Source organism: Pseudomonas sp. PAMC 25886 (genome assembly GCF_000242655.1).
GTDB lineage: Bacteria > Pseudomonadota > Gammaproteobacteria > Pseudomonadales > Pseudomonadaceae > Aquipseudomonas.
In genome coordinates this window covers 37246-55816 of record NZ_AHHC01000045.1, presented here as the reverse complement: position 1 = coordinate 55816, position 18571 = coordinate 37246, and the positions used below count along the sequence as shown (strand labels likewise).

General features: G+C 58.5%; 15 protein-coding genes. 2 read left to right on the top strand and 13 right to left on the bottom strand.

Annotated features, from left to right (window positions below; all coding sequences use genetic code 11):
- The first annotated feature begins 16 nt into the window (after positions 1-16).
- Both MUM_RS0114315 and MUM_RS0114310 read left to right on the top strand, forming a co-directional pair.
- The gene (locus MUM_RS0114315) at positions 17-1204 is read left to right on the top strand and encodes an efflux RND transporter periplasmic adaptor subunit (protein ID WP_029615891.1); all 1188 of its coding nucleotides are present in this window, start codon (positions 17-19) and stop codon (positions 1202-1204) included.
- Positions 1205-1213: 9 nt separating this feature from the next.
- Entirely contained in the window at positions 1214-4294 is a 3081-nt protein-coding gene (locus tag MUM_RS0114310; RefSeq protein WP_010170855.1) for an efflux RND transporter permease subunit, read from the top strand.
- Here the strand turns inward: MUM_RS0114310 and MUM_RS0114305 are convergent.
- From MUM_RS0114305 to MUM_RS0114245, 13 genes are all read right to left on the bottom strand, one after another.
- Positions 4281-5390 carry a fimbrial protein gene (locus MUM_RS0114305; RefSeq protein WP_010170853.1) on the bottom strand — a complete coding sequence of 370 codons (1110 nt, stop codon included), beginning with the start codon at positions 5388-5390 and terminating at the stop codon, positions 4281-4283. The genes MUM_RS0114310 and MUM_RS0114305 overlap by 14 nt on opposite strands.
- 58 nt (positions 5391-5448) lie before the next feature.
- Positions 5449-7884 (bottom strand): fimbria/pilus outer membrane usher protein, encoded by a 2436-nt coding sequence (locus MUM_RS0114300; protein WP_029615890.1) that lies wholly within the window; start codon positions 7882-7884, stop codon positions 5449-5451.
- Between the two features lie 158 nt (positions 7885-8042).
- Complete coding sequence (locus MUM_RS0114295) at positions 8043-8780, bottom strand: fimbrial biogenesis chaperone (protein WP_010170850.1); 738 nt, start codon at positions 8778-8780, stop codon at positions 8043-8045.
- 67 nt (positions 8781-8847) lie between these two features.
- The gene (locus MUM_RS0114290; RefSeq protein ID WP_010170848.1) at positions 8848-9378 is read right to left on the bottom strand and encodes a fimbrial protein; all 531 of its coding nucleotides are present in this window, start codon (positions 9376-9378) and stop codon (positions 8848-8850) included.
- 275 nt (positions 9379-9653) lie between these two features.
- The gene (locus MUM_RS0114285; protein WP_010170846.1) at positions 9654-10238 is read right to left on the bottom strand and encodes a fimbrial protein; all 585 of its coding nucleotides are present in this window, start codon (positions 10236-10238) and stop codon (positions 9654-9656) included.
- Positions 10239-10447: 209 nt separating this feature from the next.
- Complete coding sequence (locus tag MUM_RS0114280; protein ID WP_010170844.1) at positions 10448-10870, bottom strand: hypothetical protein; 423 nt, start codon at positions 10868-10870, stop codon at positions 10448-10450.
- A 70-nt stretch (positions 10871-10940) separates the two neighbouring features.
- Positions 10941-12155 (bottom strand): EAL domain-containing response regulator, encoded by a 1215-nt coding sequence (locus MUM_RS0114275; RefSeq protein ID WP_010170842.1) that lies wholly within the window; start codon positions 12153-12155, stop codon positions 10941-10943.
- A gap of 171 nt (positions 12156-12326) precedes the next feature.
- The gene (locus MUM_RS0114270; protein ID WP_010170840.1) at positions 12327-14477 is read right to left on the bottom strand and encodes an ATP-binding protein; all 2151 of its coding nucleotides are present in this window, start codon (positions 14475-14477) and stop codon (positions 12327-12329) included.
- Entirely contained in the window at positions 14477-15103 is a 627-nt protein-coding gene (locus MUM_RS0114265) for a response regulator transcription factor (protein ID WP_010170839.1), read from the bottom strand. Before MUM_RS0114265 ends, MUM_RS0114270 begins: the two co-directional genes overlap by 1 nt.
- A 157-nt stretch (positions 15104-15260) precedes the next feature.
- A complete protein-coding gene (locus MUM_RS0114260; RefSeq protein ID WP_010170838.1) occupies positions 15261-16433 on the bottom strand; it encodes an EAL domain-containing response regulator in 1173 nt (390 codons plus the stop codon).
- Positions 16434-16597: 164 nt separating this feature from the next.
- Positions 16598-17497: a fimbrial protein gene (locus MUM_RS0114255; protein ID WP_010170837.1), complete on the bottom strand. Its 900-nt coding sequence runs from the start codon at positions 17495-17497 to the stop codon at positions 16598-16600.
- Between the two features lie 13 nt (positions 17498-17510).
- Positions 17511-18014, bottom strand: a complete 504-nt coding sequence (locus MUM_RS0114250; protein ID WP_010170836.1) for a fimbrial protein — start codon at positions 18012-18014, stop codon at positions 17511-17513.
- 12 nt (positions 18015-18026) lie between these two features.
- Positions 18027-18551 (bottom strand): fimbrial protein, encoded by a 525-nt coding sequence (locus MUM_RS0114245; RefSeq protein ID WP_010170835.1) that lies wholly within the window; start codon positions 18549-18551, stop codon positions 18027-18029.
- Between the last annotated feature and the right edge of the window lie 20 nt (positions 18552-18571).

Sequence of the window (18571 nt, the reverse complement as noted above, 5' to 3'; positions counted from 1 at the left end):
TACAGCGAGAACACCCATGGCTGACGTCATTACTGCCTCTCCCCTGCCACCCGAGCCCGGCGCACCGCGCAAGCGTCGACTGTGGCGGCCGATGCTCGTCATGATCGTGGTGGTGCTGGTGATTGTGGCGATCATTGCCGGGGTGAAGTTCGTGCAGATTTCGGCGCTGATCGCCCAGTCCAAGATGCCCCTGCCCGCCTCCGTGGTCACGGCCATGAAGGTGCCCTTCAGCGATTGGCAGCCGAATGTCACCGCAGTGGGCTCGATGAAGGCGGTCAGAGGGGTGGATGTGACCACCGAGGTGGGCGGCATCGTACGCACCCTCGGCTTCACGCCCGGGCAAGAGGTGGCGGCCCAGGCGCTGCTGGTGCAGTTGAATGCCGACTCGGACATCGCGCAGTTGCATTCCCTTGAGGCCACCGCCGACCTGGCCGTGATCGTCCTCAAACGTGACAAGGCCCAACTGGCGGTCAACGCCATCTCCCAGGCCCAAGTGGACACCGACACCGCCGACCTGAAAGCCAAGCTCGCCGCCGCCGAGCAACAGCGTGCGCTGGTGGCGAAAAAAACCATACGCGCACCGTTTGCCGGGCGCATCGGGATCACCAGCGTCAACCCCGGCCAGTACCTCAACCCCGGCGACAAGATCGCTACCCTGCAAACCTTCGACCCTATCTACATCGACTTCACGGTGCCGCAGACCCAACTGGAGGCCATCGCCATTGGCCAAGGGGTTTCGGTGACGGCCGACGGCCTGACCAATCAAACCTTCACCGGCAAGGTCAGCACCATCGACACCCAGTTCGACTCGACCACCCGCAACGTCACTGTGGAAGCCACCGTCGACAATCCCAAGCAAAGCCTGGTGCCCGGGATGTTTGCCCGCGCCGTGGTCACCTCAGGAGCGACCCAGCGCTACCTTACCGTTCCGCAGACGTCGGTCACCTACAACCCTTACGGCACCACGGTGTTCATCGCCACCTCAAGCAAGAACGACAAGGGTGAGGAAGTGCTGACGGCGCAACAAACCTTCATCAAGACCGGGCCAACCCGGGGCGACCAGGTGGCCATCCTGTCGGGCGTGAAGGAAGGTGATCTGTTGATCACCAGCGGCCAGATGAAGCTCAAGAATGGCTCGCCGGTGAAGGTCGATAACAGCGCCGCGCCGCTGAACGATCCCGCGCCGACTCCCCAAGAACACTAAAGGTGTCCCATGAAGCTTACCGATACCTTTATTCAGCGACCGGTCTGGGCGATTGTCGTCTCGCTGTTCATCCTGATCCTGGGGCTGCGTTCGATCTTCGAACTGCCGGTGAACCAATGGCCGCGCACCGAAAATACCGTGGTCACCATCAGCACGGCCTACTACGGTGCGGACGCATCGACGGTAGCCGGCTTTATCACCCAGCCGCTTGAGTCGGCCATCGCCCAGGCACAGGGTATCGACTACCTGTCCTCGACGAGCATCACCGGCGTCTCGACCATTACCGCCACGCTGCGGCTGAACTACGAGGCCAGCAAGTCACTCACCGAGATCAATACCCAGGTCAACTCGGTCAAGAACCAACTGCCGGCCCAGTCCCAGGAACCGGTGCTTACGGTGGCGGTCGGGCAGACCACGGATGCCATGTACCTGGGCTTCTATAGCGACACGCTGCCCACCAACAACATCACCGATTACCTGGTGCGGGTGGTCAAGCCCAAGCTGGATTCGATCCAGGGCGTGCAAACCGCCGAGATCCTCGGCGGGCGCCAGTTCGCCCTGCGGGCCTGGATGGACCCCAACAAGCTGGCGGCGCACAACGTGACCGCCCAGGACGTGTCCACCGCCCTGGCCAACAACAACTACCTGTCTGCCGTCGGTTCCACCCGCGGGCAGACGGTGACGGTCGACCTGACAGCCGGGACCGACTTGCACACGGTGGATGAATTCAAGCGGCTGGTGATCAAGCAGAAAGGCGATGCCCTGGTGTACCTGGAGGATGTGGCCACCGTCACCCTCGGCGCCGAAAGCTACGACAGCAGCGTGGCGTTTTCCGGCAAGCGTTCGGTGTTCATCGGGATCAAGACGGCCCCCAATGCGAACATCCTGACGGTCGCCGACAGTGTGCGCGAAGCCTTCCCCGAGCTGCAGTCCCAACTGCCCACCGGGGTGCGCGGCGAGATAGTGTATGACTCCACGGCGTTCATCAATACCTCGATTTATGAGGTGGTGAAAACCCTGGTTGAGGCGATGATCATCGTGTCGGTGGTGATCTACCTGTTCCTCGGCTCGTTCCGTGCAGTGATTGTGCCGCTGGTGGCGATCCCGCTGTCGCTGGTCGGGACGTTCTTCATCATGTACCTGCTGGGGTACTCGATTAACCTGCTGACCCTGCTCGCCCTGGTATTGGCGATCGGCTTGGTGGTGGACGACGCGATTATCGTGGTGGAAAACGTCGACCGGCATATCAAGGAAGAAGGTAAAGGCGTGCTGGAGGCGGCACTGGTCGCGGCGCGGGAACTGGGTGGCCCGATCATCGCGATGACCGTGGTGCTGATTGCCGCGTACGTGCCCATCGGCCTGCGCAGCGGGCTGACCGGGGCGCTGTTCAAGGAGTTCTGTTTCTCACTGGCGGGTGCGGTGACCGTGTCGGCGGTGGTGGCGTTGACGCTGTCGCCGATGATGACGTCGCGGCTGTTCAAGTCCGGGCAGGAAGAAGGCCGCTTCGCGCGCAAGCTCGATCAGTATTTTGACTGGTTGCGGGGCCGTTACCACCGCGTACTCTCAGGCGGTTTGAACGTGTGGCCGGTGCTGGTGACGTTTGGTTTCTTGCTGTTCCTGCTGGTGGCCGCCAGCGGCATGACTGCCAAAAGCGAGCTGTCGCCCACCGAGGACCAGGGGCTGGTGTTCATGCAGATCAAGGGCCCGCCGACTGCCTCTCCGCAGCAGATGGAGCGCATTGCCGACCAGGCGTTTCAGATCGCCAACAAAGAGCCTGAATACGCGCAGATGTTCCAGCTGACCGGGTTGCCCATCCTCAACCAGGGCTTGGGCGGCGTGCTGCTCAAAACCTGGGACGATCGCACGCGTTCCCAGGCCCAACTGATCCTGGAACTTCAGCAGAAATGGAACCAGGTACCGGGCGCCACCATCGCGGCCTTTCCGCTGCCGTCGCTGCCGGGCGCCCAAGGGTTGCCGGTGCAATTTGTGATCACCACCACCGACTCGGTGGAAAACCTCAATGAAGTCGCCCAGGCGGTGGTGGCCGAGGCACTGAAACAGCAGCTGTTCTACTTCTCCGACATGGACCTGAAACTCGACAAACCACAAGCCAAGCTGGTGGTCGACCGGGAAAAAATCGCCGCACTGGGCATGACCCAGGCTGACGTCGGCGCGGCGCTGTCCGCCGCGCTGGGTGGCAACTACGTGAACTACTTCTCCACCGCCGGGCGCTCGTACAAAGTCATTCCCCAGGTGCTGCAAGTCGACCGCCTCAACCCGGACCAGATCCTCGATTACTACATTCGCACGCCCTCGGGTGCAATGATCCAGGCGCGCACCGTGGCGCATATCGAGACCTCGACCCAGCCGGAATCGATCAACCACTTCCAGCAACTCAACTCGGCCACCTTGTCAGGCGTCAGTGGCGTGGCCCAGGGCGAACTGCTGGCGAAACTGAACACGATCCTGACCAACATAGCGCCGTCGGGTTACACCTCGGACTTCTCTGGCGAGTCGCGCCAGTTCATGCAGGAATCCGGCGGGTTCTTTGGGCTGTTGATGTTCTCGATCCTGATCGTCTACCTGGCCCTGGCCTTCCAGTTCGAGAGCTTCCGCGACCCGGTGGTGATCCTGTTCTCGGTGCCCCCTGCTCTCTTTGGCGCGCTGGCCTTTATCACCATGGGGTTTGCGTCCATCAACGTGTACACCCAGGTGGGCCTGGTGACGTTGCTGGGGTTGATCACCAAGCACGGGATTCTGATCGTGCAGTTTGCCAACGAGCTGCAGCGCGCCGGTCACAGCAAGCGCGAGGCGATAGAAGAAGCGGCCGGCGTGCGTCTGCGCCCGATCCTGATGACCACGGCGGCGATGGTGCTGGGCGTGGTGCCGCTGGTGTGGGCATCGGGTGCGGGGGCTGCGGGACGGCATGACATGGGCCTGGTGATCTTCGCCGGGTTGTCGATTGGTACCGTGCTGACGCTGTTCATGGTGCCGGCGATGTATATGTTTATTGGTTCGACGCACCATCAGGAGGTTGAGCGGCCGGTCCCTGGCCAGGATGAGGCGCCAGGCGTGGCTACTGATAGATGATGGTGTAATTCGCAACAGCGTTGGCGGAACCCGCAGTCACCGTGGTTGCCGTTTGTATATAACGCGCGCTCAGCGGGATGTTCAATGATGTGGTGCCAGCGGCTATCGGAAGGTTCAACAATTTGTTTTGGGACAGCGCCCACGGTGCGCCGGAAGCATCAAGCACCTGTAGACCCACACCCGTCGCCGGGTCTGCAGCCGCTGACAGGCTCAACACGCCATTGCTGGCATCAATCGGTGTGCCGACCGGGTCCAATCGCAGGCTGAGGGTATTGGGCACGAGGGTGCCCGCACTGATGACCGCCGATTGCGAGCTTGTCGGAATCGAACTGGCGTTGCCGTAATAACCGGGAAATCCTGGGCAACCCGTCAGGCTGATCATGAAGTTCACTGGCGTGCTGGCCGAACCTATCCCACTGAACGACGCAATCTTGTTGGTGCCCATGGGTACATTAACGTCCGAGGTCATGCACGTCAGGGCGACGATGTTGATGCTGCCGGTCAGCCCCACGGAGTTGGCTCTAATGGTACCGCCATCGTTAACTGTGACATCCTGTTCCAGAGTGCCCAGCGAACTGCCGTTGATGGTGCCGGTTCCCACTGGCCCGGTCTTTATCAGCACCATCCCTGTTGCTGGCGCAATCTTGAGTCCCGTTATGGAACAGTCAACGGTTCCCGACAGTGTGCAGCCATTTGGAATCGCTGCCCTCACGGCAGCAGTTTGCACGGATGTCCCGTTAACCCAAGCGACACCGATGCCGGCTACCCCTGTTTGATAGACGAAGTTGGCGTAAGGACCGGTGCTGTAACCGGTATTGGCGCCAATGCTCTTCAGCACTAAAAGAGTGTTCATGGTTGCCGCCCCACCCGTACTGAGACACTTGGTATCGTAGCCTCCACCGGTCTGACTAAAGTTCTGCCGATAGAGAACGGTGCCCACTGGCGCATCCCGAGGCACACTGAGGGTGCTGATCTGCAACGGGAACGTGCCTATAAACCCCTTGTTACCATTGATGTAGACACAATTGACCGCCTGCGCCGACTGCGCAAGGCCACACAACACCAATGCGGCGATCAGGGAATAAAGCACCTTCATGGATTACCTCTGTACGTATAGTTGACTGAAGACGGCACCGCTGCATTCGCCGCATACCTCATGACCCAGCACTCAGGCACAGCGCGTTGCCCTTCAATATCTGACCCTGCTCTTTAAGGGCCGGCACTTTCAGCGTGCAGGTCTGACCACTCTCTTTACCCCAATTGACCAGCAGGCTTTGTGTGCCGTCCTTGATACGTGCATACAGTTGCCCGCCCTGCCCTACAGTGCCTACCGGGTTACCTGCGTCATCCACCACGGTGGCACCGAACGGCAATGGACTCTGGTCCTTCAAGCGCACGTTCAACAACAAGGCAGTTCCGTGCACCGTGGCGAAGTCCACCGCTACCACGGCACCCGACCGGGGGGCGATCTTCTGGCTGGTTTCGCTCAGCTCGACGTCCTGGGATATACCGTCCGGGTCGATAGCGATCTCGTTCAACTGATAAGGCTGCAGATAGTTGATCACCGCCGAACCGTTGCCATCGAGCCGCAGGCCTGGATAACCCACCACCTTCGCGCCGGCCGCACCGGGGGCGCTGATCACCGCCATGGTTTCACCGGTGTAAGGCGTCAACGTCACACCTTTTGGATGGACCACAATCGTGCCGCCACCACCCAGGGAGAGGCTGCTGTAGCCATCGCCTTCGCTGAGGGAACCGTTGACCCGGGCTTTGGAGCCCATGTACTGGCCGCTGACCGAGGTGTCGGTGGACTGGCTTGCGCCATCGCGGTCGGCCGTCAGGCTGTAGCCGTATTCATGATCCTCACCGGCACTGCCGCTCACGCTCGCTTGCTGGCTGTACTTGCCCTGGCTGTCGCGGGCCAAACGGCCCGACAGCTGCGGCGAGTTGTACGAGGAGCCGAACTCGATCGGCATGCTCACGGTAAACAACTCAGTGGTTTGCATCTCGGCCAGGCCGGAGCGGCTGCGACTGAGGTTGAAGCCCAGGCTGACTCGCCCGACTTGTGTGCTGTAGCCCATCTGGTACTGGACATCCTCGCCCGGTTCGTTCCAGTAGTTTTCGGTAAATCCGCTCAGTGACAAATGCCCCCAGCCGGCCAGGCTCTGGTCGAGGGACAAGGTCAGGCGACTGCGTGGCTGGCCAATCTGGCTGGTGTCGGTGCCATGCTCTTGAGCGTCCCGGAACAGCGCGGCGGTGTTGAAATCAAAGTAACCGCTGGTGGAAAAACGATACGCTGCCAGGGAGAAGTTGCTCCCGGTGCTTTGCACGTTTTCACTGAAAGACACCCGCAGGCTCTGCCCCTGCTGATCGCCGGACGGCAGTTCTGTCTGGGCGTGAGTCACGTCGACCCCGAAGGCGCCGATGGGGGTGCCAAAGGCAATACCGCCCAGCACCGACAGGTACCCATCGCTGGCCTGGGCGCCGGTATAACCGGTCAGCGAATTCGCCAAGCCGTATTGATAGGTGCCTTGCAGCAGCCCGACCTGTTTATCGATGTAGTTATTGCGAGTCTCGCCCGCCGTCACGCTGAAACGCGACGTGCCAGGCCGCAGCAACTGGTTGACCGAGGCATAGGGCACGATGAAGCTTTGCTGAGTGCCATCGGCTTCCAGTACGGTCACTTGCAGGTCGCCGCCATAGCCGGTGGCATACAGGTCATCGATGACGAAGGCGCCAGGCGCCACCGTGGTCTGCAGCAACACATTGCCGCCCTGGCTGATGGTGACCCGGGCATTGGTGCGGGCGATCCCGCGTACCACGGGCGCATACCCGCGCAACGTCTCTGGCAGCATGCGGTCGTCGGTTGCCACTTCTACCCCGCGATAGGCCAGGGTGTCGAAAATCTCGCCGCTGGTGTTGGCCTCGCCTACCGTCAGTTGGCTTTGCAAGGCGGTAAGGTCACGCTGGGCGAACGTGTTGATTTCCTGGTACTTGGTGCCGGTCAGGCTGTCCCAATTCAACGATCCGTTGTGCCGCAAGCGCCAGTCACCCACGTTCAACCCCGCGTTCAAGCCGACATAGGCAGAATCGTCAGTACCCGACAGGTTTTTGTTGTGGTTGGCGTTGAAGTCATAGCTGAGCATCGCGGCGGTGGTACCGCGATCCCATAACTCAGGGCTGACATACCCGCGGGCGTTACGCCGCATGGCCGCCTGCGGAATGCTGAAGTCCAGTTGCTGGGTCTCGGTGGAAAACAGTGCTGTCGCCTCATCGATCACCTCGGCGATGGACGTGCATTGTCCGGCGTCGAGCTTGGCCAGCGCCGCCGGCGACAGGGCTTCCACGTTTACACCGATCAATTCCAGCATGCGGCTGTCGACGCAGACGATGGGGTTCCTGCCCTTGGCGTCGGACACGATACGAATATCCTGGCGCATGCTCAGGGTCGAGTTCACCAGAATGTCGGCCCGGTAAGTGCCCGACATGACCGGGTTGCCACTTTGGAACAACGTCAGGTCAATCCCGCTTGAGCCCGCCGGAAGGAAGGAATCGTCGAACTGCACGTCTTCGGCCATCGCGTGAGGCATCAGCAGTGCGCTGGCGATCAGTAACAGTCGACGGCCCCAAATCGGCGAACAGCCGACGCTGGAGCAGCAGATTTCCTTCCGGCGCATGCGCAGAGGAGAGAGCGTAGTCATAGATTACCCGGACAACAGAGGGTGAAAACGATTGGGGCCAGAAGGGCCTAAGGCTTGACGGGTACCCGAGTGGGCACCAGGGCGCCGTAATCATTAATGGCGCTGTATTCGACGTTGGCGCCGGGGCCCGGCATCGACTTCAGGCCGGGCAAGCCAAAGGTGTGGGTCTCGCCGGGCGCGACCATTCCCGCTTCACTCGGTACTCGCTGGCCGCCGTTAACCAGGGCCAGGTCACTTTGCGAAACGTAAAAAGCAGTGGGGTTGTAGGCTTGCAGCCCATAAGTACCGTTCTTTTGTGCGACGACCTTCCACTGCAACGCCTCGATGGCCGCTGTCGGTGTACCGGGTAAATCGGCAGGTCGATAAAACACTTTGATCCGTGAGCGAAAGGCCATTTGCAGCATGTTTTGCTCCCCCGTGGCCTTGACCGGGATTTCCAGCACATTGAGCCAGAACACCGACTCTTTGTCGGACGCCAGCGGAGCACCGGTAAACATCAGGCGCAGGCTCTGCCCCTTGGCAGCATCAACCCGGGAGACCGGTGGAGAAATCACAAACGGCGCGGAAGAGTTGCTTGGCGTGGACGCAGCATCCCCCTCATCAATCCACGACTGAACGAGGACGGGTTTGGCACCGTTGTTGTTCAGTTTGACGGTGACCTCTTTCTTGTCAGCCGGGTAAATCACACGGGTGCCCGTGATGACGACCGAAGACATCGCCTGGGAACAACCGAGCACGGCCGCGATCATCACGACGCAACGGCACCAGGCCTTTTTACGCTGCATATCATTCTCTCCCGACATCGTCGGCGCACCTTCCAGCTTCCTGAAAGATGCGCTGACCGCGCAGCTTTTACTGATAGTTGATCGAGTAGGTCACCGAACCCACGACAGTACCGGCGGTGGTTGCCGCGCTGGCAATGTACTGAACGGCGTACGGCAGCACGGCAGTGGCGCCGGTCACAGTGGTACGTGCAGTGTTGGCGGTTTGGCTGGTATCACCGGCCTTGATCACAGCACCATTGGAGTCGAGCAATTGCAGTTGCACGCCAGTCGCATTACCGGTGTTACGGATGTTCTGGGTGGTCGGGTCGACGCCCGCGCCCGCTTCAAATATCGCAGCGGCGGTCGCAATGGTGCCCTGGCAGCCGCTCAGGTTAATGGTGAAGTTGGTGGCACCAACAGTCGCCCCCGCGCTCGCCAGCGACGCAATCGAGAACGTCGGAAGCGTTACGGTGCCCACATTGCTCGTGCCATTGACCGAAGTGGTGCAGGTTTGAGCCGTCAGTTGGCCACTGAAGTTGATAGTGCCGTCGGAGGCCTGTGCAGCAGACATCACGAATGCGGAAGTCGCCGCTGCAAGAACGAGGTAAGTACGGTTCATAAGTTGCCTCAAAATCATTAGTTGGATAAATGCCCGGCAGGCCACTCGCAGTTGCAATATGGCGGTGCGTTTTGCACAGGGTGAATGATGTTTCTTTTAGTGAAACCCTTCAAATTGAAAAGTCCTGCAACGGCTTCGGAAATTTCCTACCAGAGTTAAGACTCTTCCGAAGGCTTCAACTTTCAATTCGTATAAGTGCAGCCAAACGGCTTTTTGGTTGAAATGGATATACCAAAGACTTGATCAGCGATATCGCTCTCAAGTCCTTGTGGGTTTTAGTTATAGGCGATGGAATAGGTAACCGAGCCCACGACGCTGCCCGGCGCAATAACATCGTTGGCAATGTACTGGACGCCGTAAGTCATCACGCCACCGTTGGTGGCGAGATTAGTAATGGCCGGGGTTCGCGGTTGGCCCGGGTCACCGGCCTTGATCACATCGCCGTCGGAATCAAGCAACTGGAGCTGCACGCCGGTGGCACCACCGGTGTTAATAATGTTCCGGGTGGTGGGATCGACGCCTGGGCCGCTCTCAAAGTAAGTGGATGCCGTCTTGCCAATCACACTATTGCCCGTTAAGTTTTGCAGGAAATCCTGGATGCTATTCCCAGTGCCGCATGCACTCAGCCCAATGGTGAACTGGGTTCTACCCGCGGTGGCGCCTACGGCGCCGAGGGCCATAGTGCCCAGTGTAGGCAGCGTAACGGTGCCCATGTTGCTGCCACCGTTCACACTGACGGTACACGTCTGCCCAATCAGTTGGCCTTTAAAGTTAACGGTGCCATCGCCTGCCTGTGCAGCCGGTATCACGAAGGTCGACGTCAGCGCTGCGAGCGCGACGATACGGTATGTGCGCGTCATAAGTTGCCTCGAAAGGTTAAAACATCATTGATCGAAATGCTCGGCGAACCGTTCACTGCTTCGCTGTGACTGCGCACCTTGCATGCAGTGAATAATGTTTTTTCCGGCCAACCCCTTCAACGTTAAAAGTCCCTTTGCAATAAGGGAAACTTCCGGCTTAAACAATGACATTTCCAGCACCGTCGGTATTTTTCCCGATACACCTGTAACTAAACAGACACCCGCTGCTTGCCGTAAACCTCATGCAACTCGACCTTGTCGATAAATCCCATTACTTGCTTGATGGACTCTCGGTCCGGCGGGCCAGGCAACGCAAAGCGCATCGACGATGACGACGACTCAACTGTGGAAAGCACCTGCAGCGTATTGCCCTGGTAAACCAGTAAATGTTTAATTGCCGGCGAACTTCGTACTAACTGTTCAAGCACTTCGCCTGCATTTTCCAGCACGACCTGATGAATAATCAGCAGGTCAAACGGGCATAACGCGTTATCCAGTATCACCAATAAATCCCGGAATGATGTCAGCGGGGCAACACGACTGTAGCCAAGCCCCGAGAGGTTCTTTTCTATGCTGACTAACCTGGATTGTTCTTCGTCAACCAACAAGACACGCAACTTTGGATTCACCATGAAACACCCTTCCTGGCCCACGAGAAAACTGAACACCCAGTAAGCATTCAGCCGCACTGATGGCCTGTATTCAAACGTTGTTGATCGACGCGCGCTGCGAGTCCAGCCACAACAGCAGCCGATTGGCGCTCATGGGCCGCGCACAGAGATAACCTTGAGCGTGCACACAGCCCAGCTTGATCAATGACTGGCGCTGTTTTTCGGTTTCGACACCCTCCACCACCACCGACATGTTCAGCGCCTCACCCAGCGCGAGGGTGCTGCTGACAATGGCGCGATTGGCGGCGTTGGTATCGAGGTCCTGAACGAAGCTGCCGTCGAGTTTTATCTCGGTAAAGGGCAACTGGCACAGGCGCTCCAACGATGAGAACCCCACGCCAAAATCGTCGATGGACAACCCGGAGCCCATCATCCGCAAACGGATCAGGCTCTCCAGCACCGCCGGGGAAGTTTCGAGCAAACCGCTTTCGGTAATTTCAAAGGTCAGGCAGGACGCCGGTACCTGATAACGTTCAATCAACCCGCTGATACCTGCGACCAATTGCGGGTTGCTGAATTGCTCCGCCTGCAGGTTAAAGGCGAGATTCATCTGCCGTCCGGTGGCCAGGACTTCCTGCCACACCATCAAGCCCTGTTCAAACAGGGCGAAAAACAACTCGTCCATCAGGTAGAAGCTGTTCAGCAAGGGCAGGAAATCAGCCGGTGACAACAATCCATAGCTTGGGTTGTCCCACCGCGCCAAGGCTTCCATGCTGTCCACCGCGCCGGTGACCAAATTGAATTTTGGCTGGAAAAACGCCCTGAATTCATTCTCCTGAATTGCCTTTTTCAAGGCGGACTGGGTGAACCATTTCAGATTGAGGGAGCTTGAAACGTCCGTTCTTCGCACGGCCAGCGACTCCAGGAAACCGGCCACCATGGGGCCTATCTCACTGGCCCGTACGGGCGTATCGACATACCCCAACACCTTCACACCGTGCATCGACAGCATACGATCCAGGGCGCCGTGCAGGTTCGCCGGGTAAACACTGCAAATGATCAGCGCCTTGAGCAGCCCGCCATGACTGAGGTCCTCGATCAGCGACAGCCCTTGGGTGCATTGCAGTTTCAAACTGCACAACACGATGTCCACCGGACCGTTAAGCGCCAGTACCTCCAGCGCGGCAGCACCGTCGGCAACCGCTGTGACGTCTTCACAACCGAGATCCTGAAAAACGCTCGTTGCGATCAGTCGTTTGAAAGGCTGTTCTTCGATAACCAGAACGCGTATCGGTAGGAAAGACATGGCGGTTCTTACACAGGTGATGGGGACCGGTAAATTATTGCGCCCCACCCCTGCTGTGTATTTAGGATTGGTCCTAATGGCCTCTGGAAAAACTCCGTGTGCCAAACGGAAATTTCCGACACGAACAGGAAACGTCCGAAGGCTGACCCAAGGGCCCTTGGCCCCGGGGGTTCACGGCAAGGCGATCAAGGCCGCTTTCAGTGCAAGCATGGCTTGCTCCAGGGCCAGGGTGGCGGCGGTCACTTCGCCGGGCTCCGCCTCCTCACAGGCCGTTTCCAGCTGCGCACAACGAATCAGCACGTTCTGTGCGCCGACAATCCGCCCGCCGCCCTTTATCCGGTGTGCCAGCGTGGCAAGGCCTTCGATGTCCATGTTTGCGTAGCATTGCATCAGCACGCACATGTCCTCTTCCAGGCTGAGCGCCAGGTTCTTGGTAATGGTGCTGACCGAGTCCTCGTCGCCCCGGGCCAACTGGATCAGTGAGGTCAGGTCGAGATTGATCCCCTGCCCCACCATGGCCAAGGGCGCTTCATGGGGATGTGCCAATGGCTCGATGATGGACATCCGGGCACTCAGCTCCCTGAGCCGGATGGGCTTGAACAGGCAGTCGTCCATGCCGGCATTCAGGCACCGCTGTTTTTCCTCGGGCTGGGCATTGGCGGTCAGGCCGACGATGACGCAGGGTTTCGAGCCTTTGCGCTGTTCTTCGTCGCGGATGGCGCGGGACAGCTCGTAGCCGTTCATGATCGGCATGTGACTGTCGGTGATCACCACGTCATACGTACCCTGGCGCCATGCCCTGAGGCCGTGTGCACCATCCTCCGCGTCGGCGACGTCATGCCCCAGGTACGTCAGCTGTTGGGACAGCAGCAAACGGTTTGCCGGGTAATCGTCCACCACCAGCACACTCAGGCGCTTCGCTCGAAGCACCGGCGAGACTGAGTCGTGGGTGGTCGGGGCTAGGTTTTCAAGCACCGGCAGGCGCAAGCTCACGTCGATGCGGGTGCCCCGCCCCAGCTCACTCGACAAGGTCAAGCGCCCGCCCATCATTTCGCACAGCGTGCGAGAAATGGCCAGGCCCAGTCCCGACCCCGTACGCATCGCCTCAGCCGGCTGGCCGACCTGGGTGAAGGGGCTGAACAACAGGGCCTGGTCCTCTGGCGAGATGCCAATGCCGGTGTCGATGACGCTCAATGTCAGGTCCAGCTCGGAGCCATCCACCACCGGGGTGCAGCGCAGAAAAAACCGTACCTGGCCTCTGACGGTAAACTTGATCGCGTTACTCAACAGGTTCGACAACACCTGCTTGACCCGCATGGCGTCGACCAGCACTTCACAGTCCGCCTGGGGGTCGAGATCAATCTGCAGTTCGAGAAATTTCTGCTGCGCGACGCCATCAAAGATACGGGCGACCTTGAGCACCTCGTCATACAGGTTGGCTCTTTTCGGCGCCAGGGTGAGTTGGCCGGACTCAATGCGCACGATATCCAGGATGTCACCCAGCAAATCCACCAGGCTGTTGGCGGCGCTGGAGGCGATGTCCAGTGACACCCGATCGATAATGCCTTGTTCGGCCCGTTTGCTGGCCATTTCGAGCATGCCCAGCACGGCGTTCATGGGCGTACGAATTTCATGGCTCATGGTTGCCAGGAACAAAGTCTTCGCGTTGTTGGCGTCGTCGGCCTCTTTTTGTGAGGCCTTCAACTGAATCATCAACTGTTCGCGGTCACTGACATCCACCCATCCCGCAATCACCCCGACCGCCCGCCCGCGAGCATTGAAGCAGGGGAAAATCCAGTAGAACAGCGCCAGCGTTTCCCCGTACGGCGCGACGAGGCTGCCGCTGCCAATCAGCGGGACACCCTCGCGCACAACCCTGAGGTAATGCTCGTGGTATTGCCGGGATTCAGACAACGGCATCAGTTGCAGTTCGGTGATGGGCTTGCCCAGGACCTGGTTGAGGTCCATGGCCAGGAAATCCAGGTAGCTGTTGTTGCACGCGACCAGGCGGCCCTCATGGTCGCGAATGAACACCGGCCGCGGGACGTTATCGATCATCTCGCGCATGTTGGCGACAAATGTCGCCAGGACCCGACGCGGGTCATCGGCCTTGCGCCGCCACAGCAGCACCCCAAGGTTCCAACAGAGGATAGAACCCAGCCCTGCCAGCGCCATACCCCAATAGAGCGTGGATTGACCCTGGGTGCGCACCACCATGTCGAGTTCGAAATCGGGCGTGCCGGCAATGTGCGGTTCCGCCCGCGCCAGTAATGGCACCCCGGCGATCAGCAACGCGGCAACAATCGTTTTGGCGGCCTTCATCAGATAATACTGTTGCGCTTGGCCACTTCCGAAAGTGACACGACTGACGTCACTTCAAAGCGCTCCAACAAACGCGTCTTGTAAGTGCTGATGGTTTTATTGCTGAGCAGCATCGAGTCGCCGATTTCCTTGTTACTGCGCCCCTGCGCAAGATGCTTGAGGATCACCAGCTCGCGATCCGACAGGTTTTCGATCACCCGCGCTTCATTCATTTCGACGTCACTGCGCCGAACCGAACCAATTGCCAGGTTGGGGAAGTACGTGTAGCCGGACATCAGCACTTTGACGGCGCGACGCAGGTCGTCCAAGTCGTCGATCTTCGAGATAAAACCGGCAGCGCCCGCGCTCATGCAACGCTTGAGGTACAGCCCGGCTTCCAGGGACGTGAGGACCAGAATTCGCGTGGCGATATTCAGGTCGATAATGCGCCGGATGACTTCCAGGCCGTCGAGCTTGGGCATCGAAATATCCAGCACTACCAGGTCCGGCGTCTCCTGACGCGCCTGTTGCACAGCGTCGGCACCGTCGCCCGCCTCTACTACTGTTTCGAAACCTTCCTGTTTCAAGACCATTTTGACCGTCGCCCGAACTATCGGGTGGTCGTCCACTACCAGCGCCTTGCGCATATCTATCTCACTTATTGTGTTTATCTGGACACAGACCACGAAACGAGAAGGCGTAGAGGGAGGCAAGCGACTACACCGGCAGAGTCTAGTCCAACCGCACCTGAACAATGCGGGTTATTTTTGCCCTTCGCGCGTTGTCATTTTCAGATCGGCTGTGTCATTCCAGCCACTCTTTCAAGCGGCGTGCACTCATGGGTTTGGCCAGGTGAAAACCTTGTGCAAAGGTTCCACCCATGGCGAGGGCCTGGTCGCGTATTTCCTGGCTGCTGACACCTTCGATCACCAGGCTGATCTCAAGCGCGCGGGCCAACGCAATCGTGCTGATCATCATGGCCTTGCTGTGCAGGTCGGATAAATCCTGCACCACCGAACTGTCGAGTTTCAACTCCTGGAAAGGCAGCTGGCACAGCAACGTCAACGAAGAAAAACCGGTGCCAAAATCATCGATCGACAGGCCACACCCCAGCAGGCGCAAACACAGCAAACTTTTCTGGGTGGCCACTGGCATATCCAGCAGGCCGTTTTCGGCCAACTCGAACATCAATGCCGAGCCTGGAAGATCGTGCTCAATCAATGCGTTTTCGATGTACAGCGCCAAATCAAAACGGGCCAATTGCGACGCATGCAAATTGAACGCAACCTGCAGCGTAATATTGCGGCCTCGCAGGGCAACCAGCAGGTCAAGGCCTTGGGCAAACACCTGCTTGAACATGTCGTCGATCAGGTCGTACGCCAGCACCGCTGGCAGAAACTCACCGGGCAGCAGCAACCCACGGGTTGGGTGCTCCCAACGCGCCAACGCTTCCACGCCGCACAGGGCGCCGGTCCGCAAGTCGAACTTGGGCTGGAACCACGCCTTGAACTCCCGCGCCTCAAGGCCATTTCTGACCTCGGGCTCGGTAGGCAACTTGAAGGAATCCGTGACCAACAACGGTGAAAAGGTTTTGTGCTTGATGTAATCACGCAGGATCGTGCTCAGGTCTTGCACGGGCGCGACAACGCCCATCACACCAATCAACTTGAGCTGTGAAAACTGATTGATGCACTCCACTGCCCGTAAGAACTGAGGTTCAAGGGTCGCGCCTAAAATCAGCGCATTCACCAGGCGTGCCCGGCCCGCGAGCATCAGGAAGTCAAAATAGCCGAGCTTCTCGTTGCTCAAGTCGCAGATAACGATGTCCACGCCTTCTGCACGGGTGATCAGGTCCAGGGCTTTTTCACATTCCCCCGCCTGGAAAACCGCACGCACGCCCAGCACCGTCAAGGCCTGAGCAATGGCTTTGCGACGTGGCAGGCGATCCTCAAGTACGAGAATTCGTAAAGAAATCATGTTGGTACAGACCCTGTTTTCGTTGCCGCCATGCTGCCGTCTTTATTGGCGAATTACGAAAGCCGTTTTCCTGCATATCGCAGGGAAATTTCCGAGGAGATGGCAGAAGGCTTTTATTGGTTGAACGTGAAGCCTTGGCGGATGCCCCGACCTGTTGGAGGCGTCTATTGATAAACGAAGGTGACACCGATAACGGACTGCACATTTCCTGCGACGACCTGCCCACCGGTGCGGGCATAGGACGCCGTCATCCCTAGCTCTACGGGGCTGACGCCGACCGAGCCCAGCGAAATATTGTGGTTGGTCGCGATCACGCCGCTGGCGTTTGACAGCTGCACGCCAATACCGGAGGCGGGAGACGCGGAAGCCGTATTGCTAAAGGTGGTGTTGGCGCTGTCGGTGGTCGGACCCGTCAGGAAATAGGACAGGTTCTGGTTTTGCGCACAGTGCACGTTCAATGGCACTGCGGCTGATCCCGGGTAATCAGGAAGGGTTACGGTCACATTGCGTGAGGAGACATCGCAGCCACCCGTGGGAACAACCACGGTGTTATTGGCGTAAATATTCCAGGTAATGATTTGGTAGGGAACGGAGTCAACCTTCTCCATGGTGAGTCTGGCCAGCATCTGCCCCGCGTTGACCGTGATTCCCGAGGCGCCACTGCCGATAATTTTTAAATACAGTATGGTATTCCATGGCATGGGTGTGCCCCATGTATGGTTGACCGTAATCGTGGGTGTGTTAATAGGGAAGCCATACGACGCCCCGTAATAGCTTATGCTGCCAGCAAGATTATTGAGCGGTCCGGTGTATTGGCCGGAAATAATCCTTATAGGGTCTAGAAAGTGAGCCGGGTCCTCGTTCATACAGCTGATGCTGTTGCCCAGGTGAACTACGATGTTTTGGCCTATTTGAACGGACGGATCGAGGTTGACATAGACGTTATTGCCGCCACCGCCATCGACACTAATAACTCCGTTCACATAGCACAAAAAAGCATTGGCACTGGTTGAAAGTCCCAAGGTGAGTAACAGCACGAACAGGGCGCTGATTTTTATCTTCATCTTCCACACCTTACTAGGAGTATGTATAGGTCACGTTAATCAGGGCCTGAATGCTGCCTTGCGTTGCATTGCCATTAACGGATAACGCACGGACTTGCAGCGACACGCTGGCTGACTGTGTTGACTCATTGACCTGGACACTGGTGGAGTTTCCATTATTCAAATTTTTGCCGCTGGTATCCTGCAACTCCAACTGAAGATTGAGCGCATTCCCCTGGTTTTGGTAATAACCCGTGTTGTCCGCAGTGCCTGTAAAGGTGGCGGTGACTCTGGATGTGCCCACCGGGCAGTCCGTCAGGCCCAGCGTCACCGGGTACCAGGCAGAGCTTGCCCCCGCCTGACTGAAATCAGAAGCGTACAGGTCCCCCAGCACCACGGCTGCCGGCGGGGTTGAGACCGTACAAGGGTGGGCTACCACTCGCCCGTTGACCGTGATGGTCACGTCTGCCGCATCGGCGTTCATGATCCCGGCAGTCAGTAGTAACCCTGCCAGCAGGGCCGCCTTTATACCGTTCATTCCCAGCCTCCTTCATTGAAACTCAAGGGTAAAATCGGCAGTTGCATTCACGACCCCCGCTGTCACCGGGGAACGTGTCGCCATCAGGCACGCATAAAAATTCAGGGTATTGGATTGGCCCGCGATCAGAGGGGACCAACTAAGGGATTGGGGCGCGGCGTTTAGAGGGATTGGCTGTTTGTCACTGTCCAGTATCTGTATACCCAGACCACTGGCGGCATTAGTGCCCGCGCCAATTTTCAACAGTGTGTTGTTGTCTTCGTCTGATGTTCCACCGTAGATAATCCTGACCCCGGTCGTTGAGCTGCCGCATTTATCAAAGACGATCTTGAAGGGCACAGGAACAGTCGTCGCCCCCACTCGGTTAAGTTGTTTGGCCGCGTTGCTCATCAAATCCACGGTGAACCCTTTGGAGTCGACCGACACCGAACAGGTATTGTCTTTAAGGTAACCCGTGATGGAAATGCTGGTGTCGGCTGCATAAGAGTGACTGGCGAAGCACGGCATCAGGCCCAGGACACAAAGGTACTTTTTCATGGGTGGCACATTCCTGTTTC

Excerpts from the sequence above, each read along its gene's own strand:
- MUM_RS0114315 (WP_029615891.1), top strand. The coding sequence starts at position 17 with ATGGCTGACGTCATTACTGCCTCTCCCCTGCCACCCGAGCCCGGCGCA.
- MUM_RS0114310 (WP_010170855.1), top strand. The coding sequence starts at position 1,214 with ATGAAGCTTACCGATACCTTTATTCAGCGACCGGTCTGGGCGATTGTC.
- MUM_RS0114305 (WP_010170853.1), bottom strand. The coding sequence starts at position 5,390 with ATGAAGGTGCTTTATTCCCTGATCGCCGCATTGGTGTTGTGTGGCCTT.
- MUM_RS0114300 (WP_029615890.1), bottom strand. The coding sequence starts at position 7,884 with ATGCCTCACGCGATGGCCGAAGACGTGCAGTTCGACGATTCCTTCCTT.
- MUM_RS0114295 (WP_010170850.1), bottom strand. The coding sequence starts at position 8,780 with ATGCAGCGTAAAAAGGCCTGGTGCCGTTGCGTCGTGATGATCGCGGCC.
- MUM_RS0114290 (WP_010170848.1), bottom strand. The coding sequence starts at position 9,378 with ATGAACCGTACTTACCTCGTTCTTGCAGCGGCGACTTCCGCATTCGTG.
- MUM_RS0114285 (WP_010170846.1), bottom strand. The coding sequence starts at position 10,238 with ATGACGCGCACATACCGTATCGTCGCGCTCGCAGCGCTGACGTCGACC.
- MUM_RS0114280 (WP_010170844.1), bottom strand. The coding sequence starts at position 10,870 with ATGGTGAATCCAAAGTTGCGTGTCTTGTTGGTTGACGAAGAACAATCC.
- MUM_RS0114275 (WP_010170842.1), bottom strand. The coding sequence starts at position 12,155 with ATGTCTTTCCTACCGATACGCGTTCTGGTTATCGAAGAACAGCCTTTC.
- MUM_RS0114270 (WP_010170840.1), bottom strand. The coding sequence starts at position 14,477 with ATGAAGGCCGCCAAAACGATTGTTGCCGCGTTGCTGATCGCCGGGGTG.
- MUM_RS0114265 (WP_010170839.1), bottom strand. The coding sequence starts at position 15,103 with ATGCGCAAGGCGCTGGTAGTGGACGACCACCCGATAGTTCGGGCGACG.
- MUM_RS0114260 (WP_010170838.1), bottom strand. The coding sequence starts at position 16,433 with ATGATTTCTTTACGAATTCTCGTACTTGAGGATCGCCTGCCACGTCGC.
- MUM_RS0114255 (WP_010170837.1), bottom strand. The coding sequence starts at position 17,497 with ATGAAGATAAAAATCAGCGCCCTGTTCGTGCTGTTACTCACCTTGGGA.
- MUM_RS0114250 (WP_010170836.1), bottom strand. The coding sequence starts at position 18,014 with ATGAACGGTATAAAGGCGGCCCTGCTGGCAGGGTTACTACTGACTGCC.
- MUM_RS0114245 (WP_010170835.1), bottom strand. The coding sequence starts at position 18,551 with ATGAAAAAGTACCTTTGTGTCCTGGGCCTGATGCCGTGCTTCGCCAGT.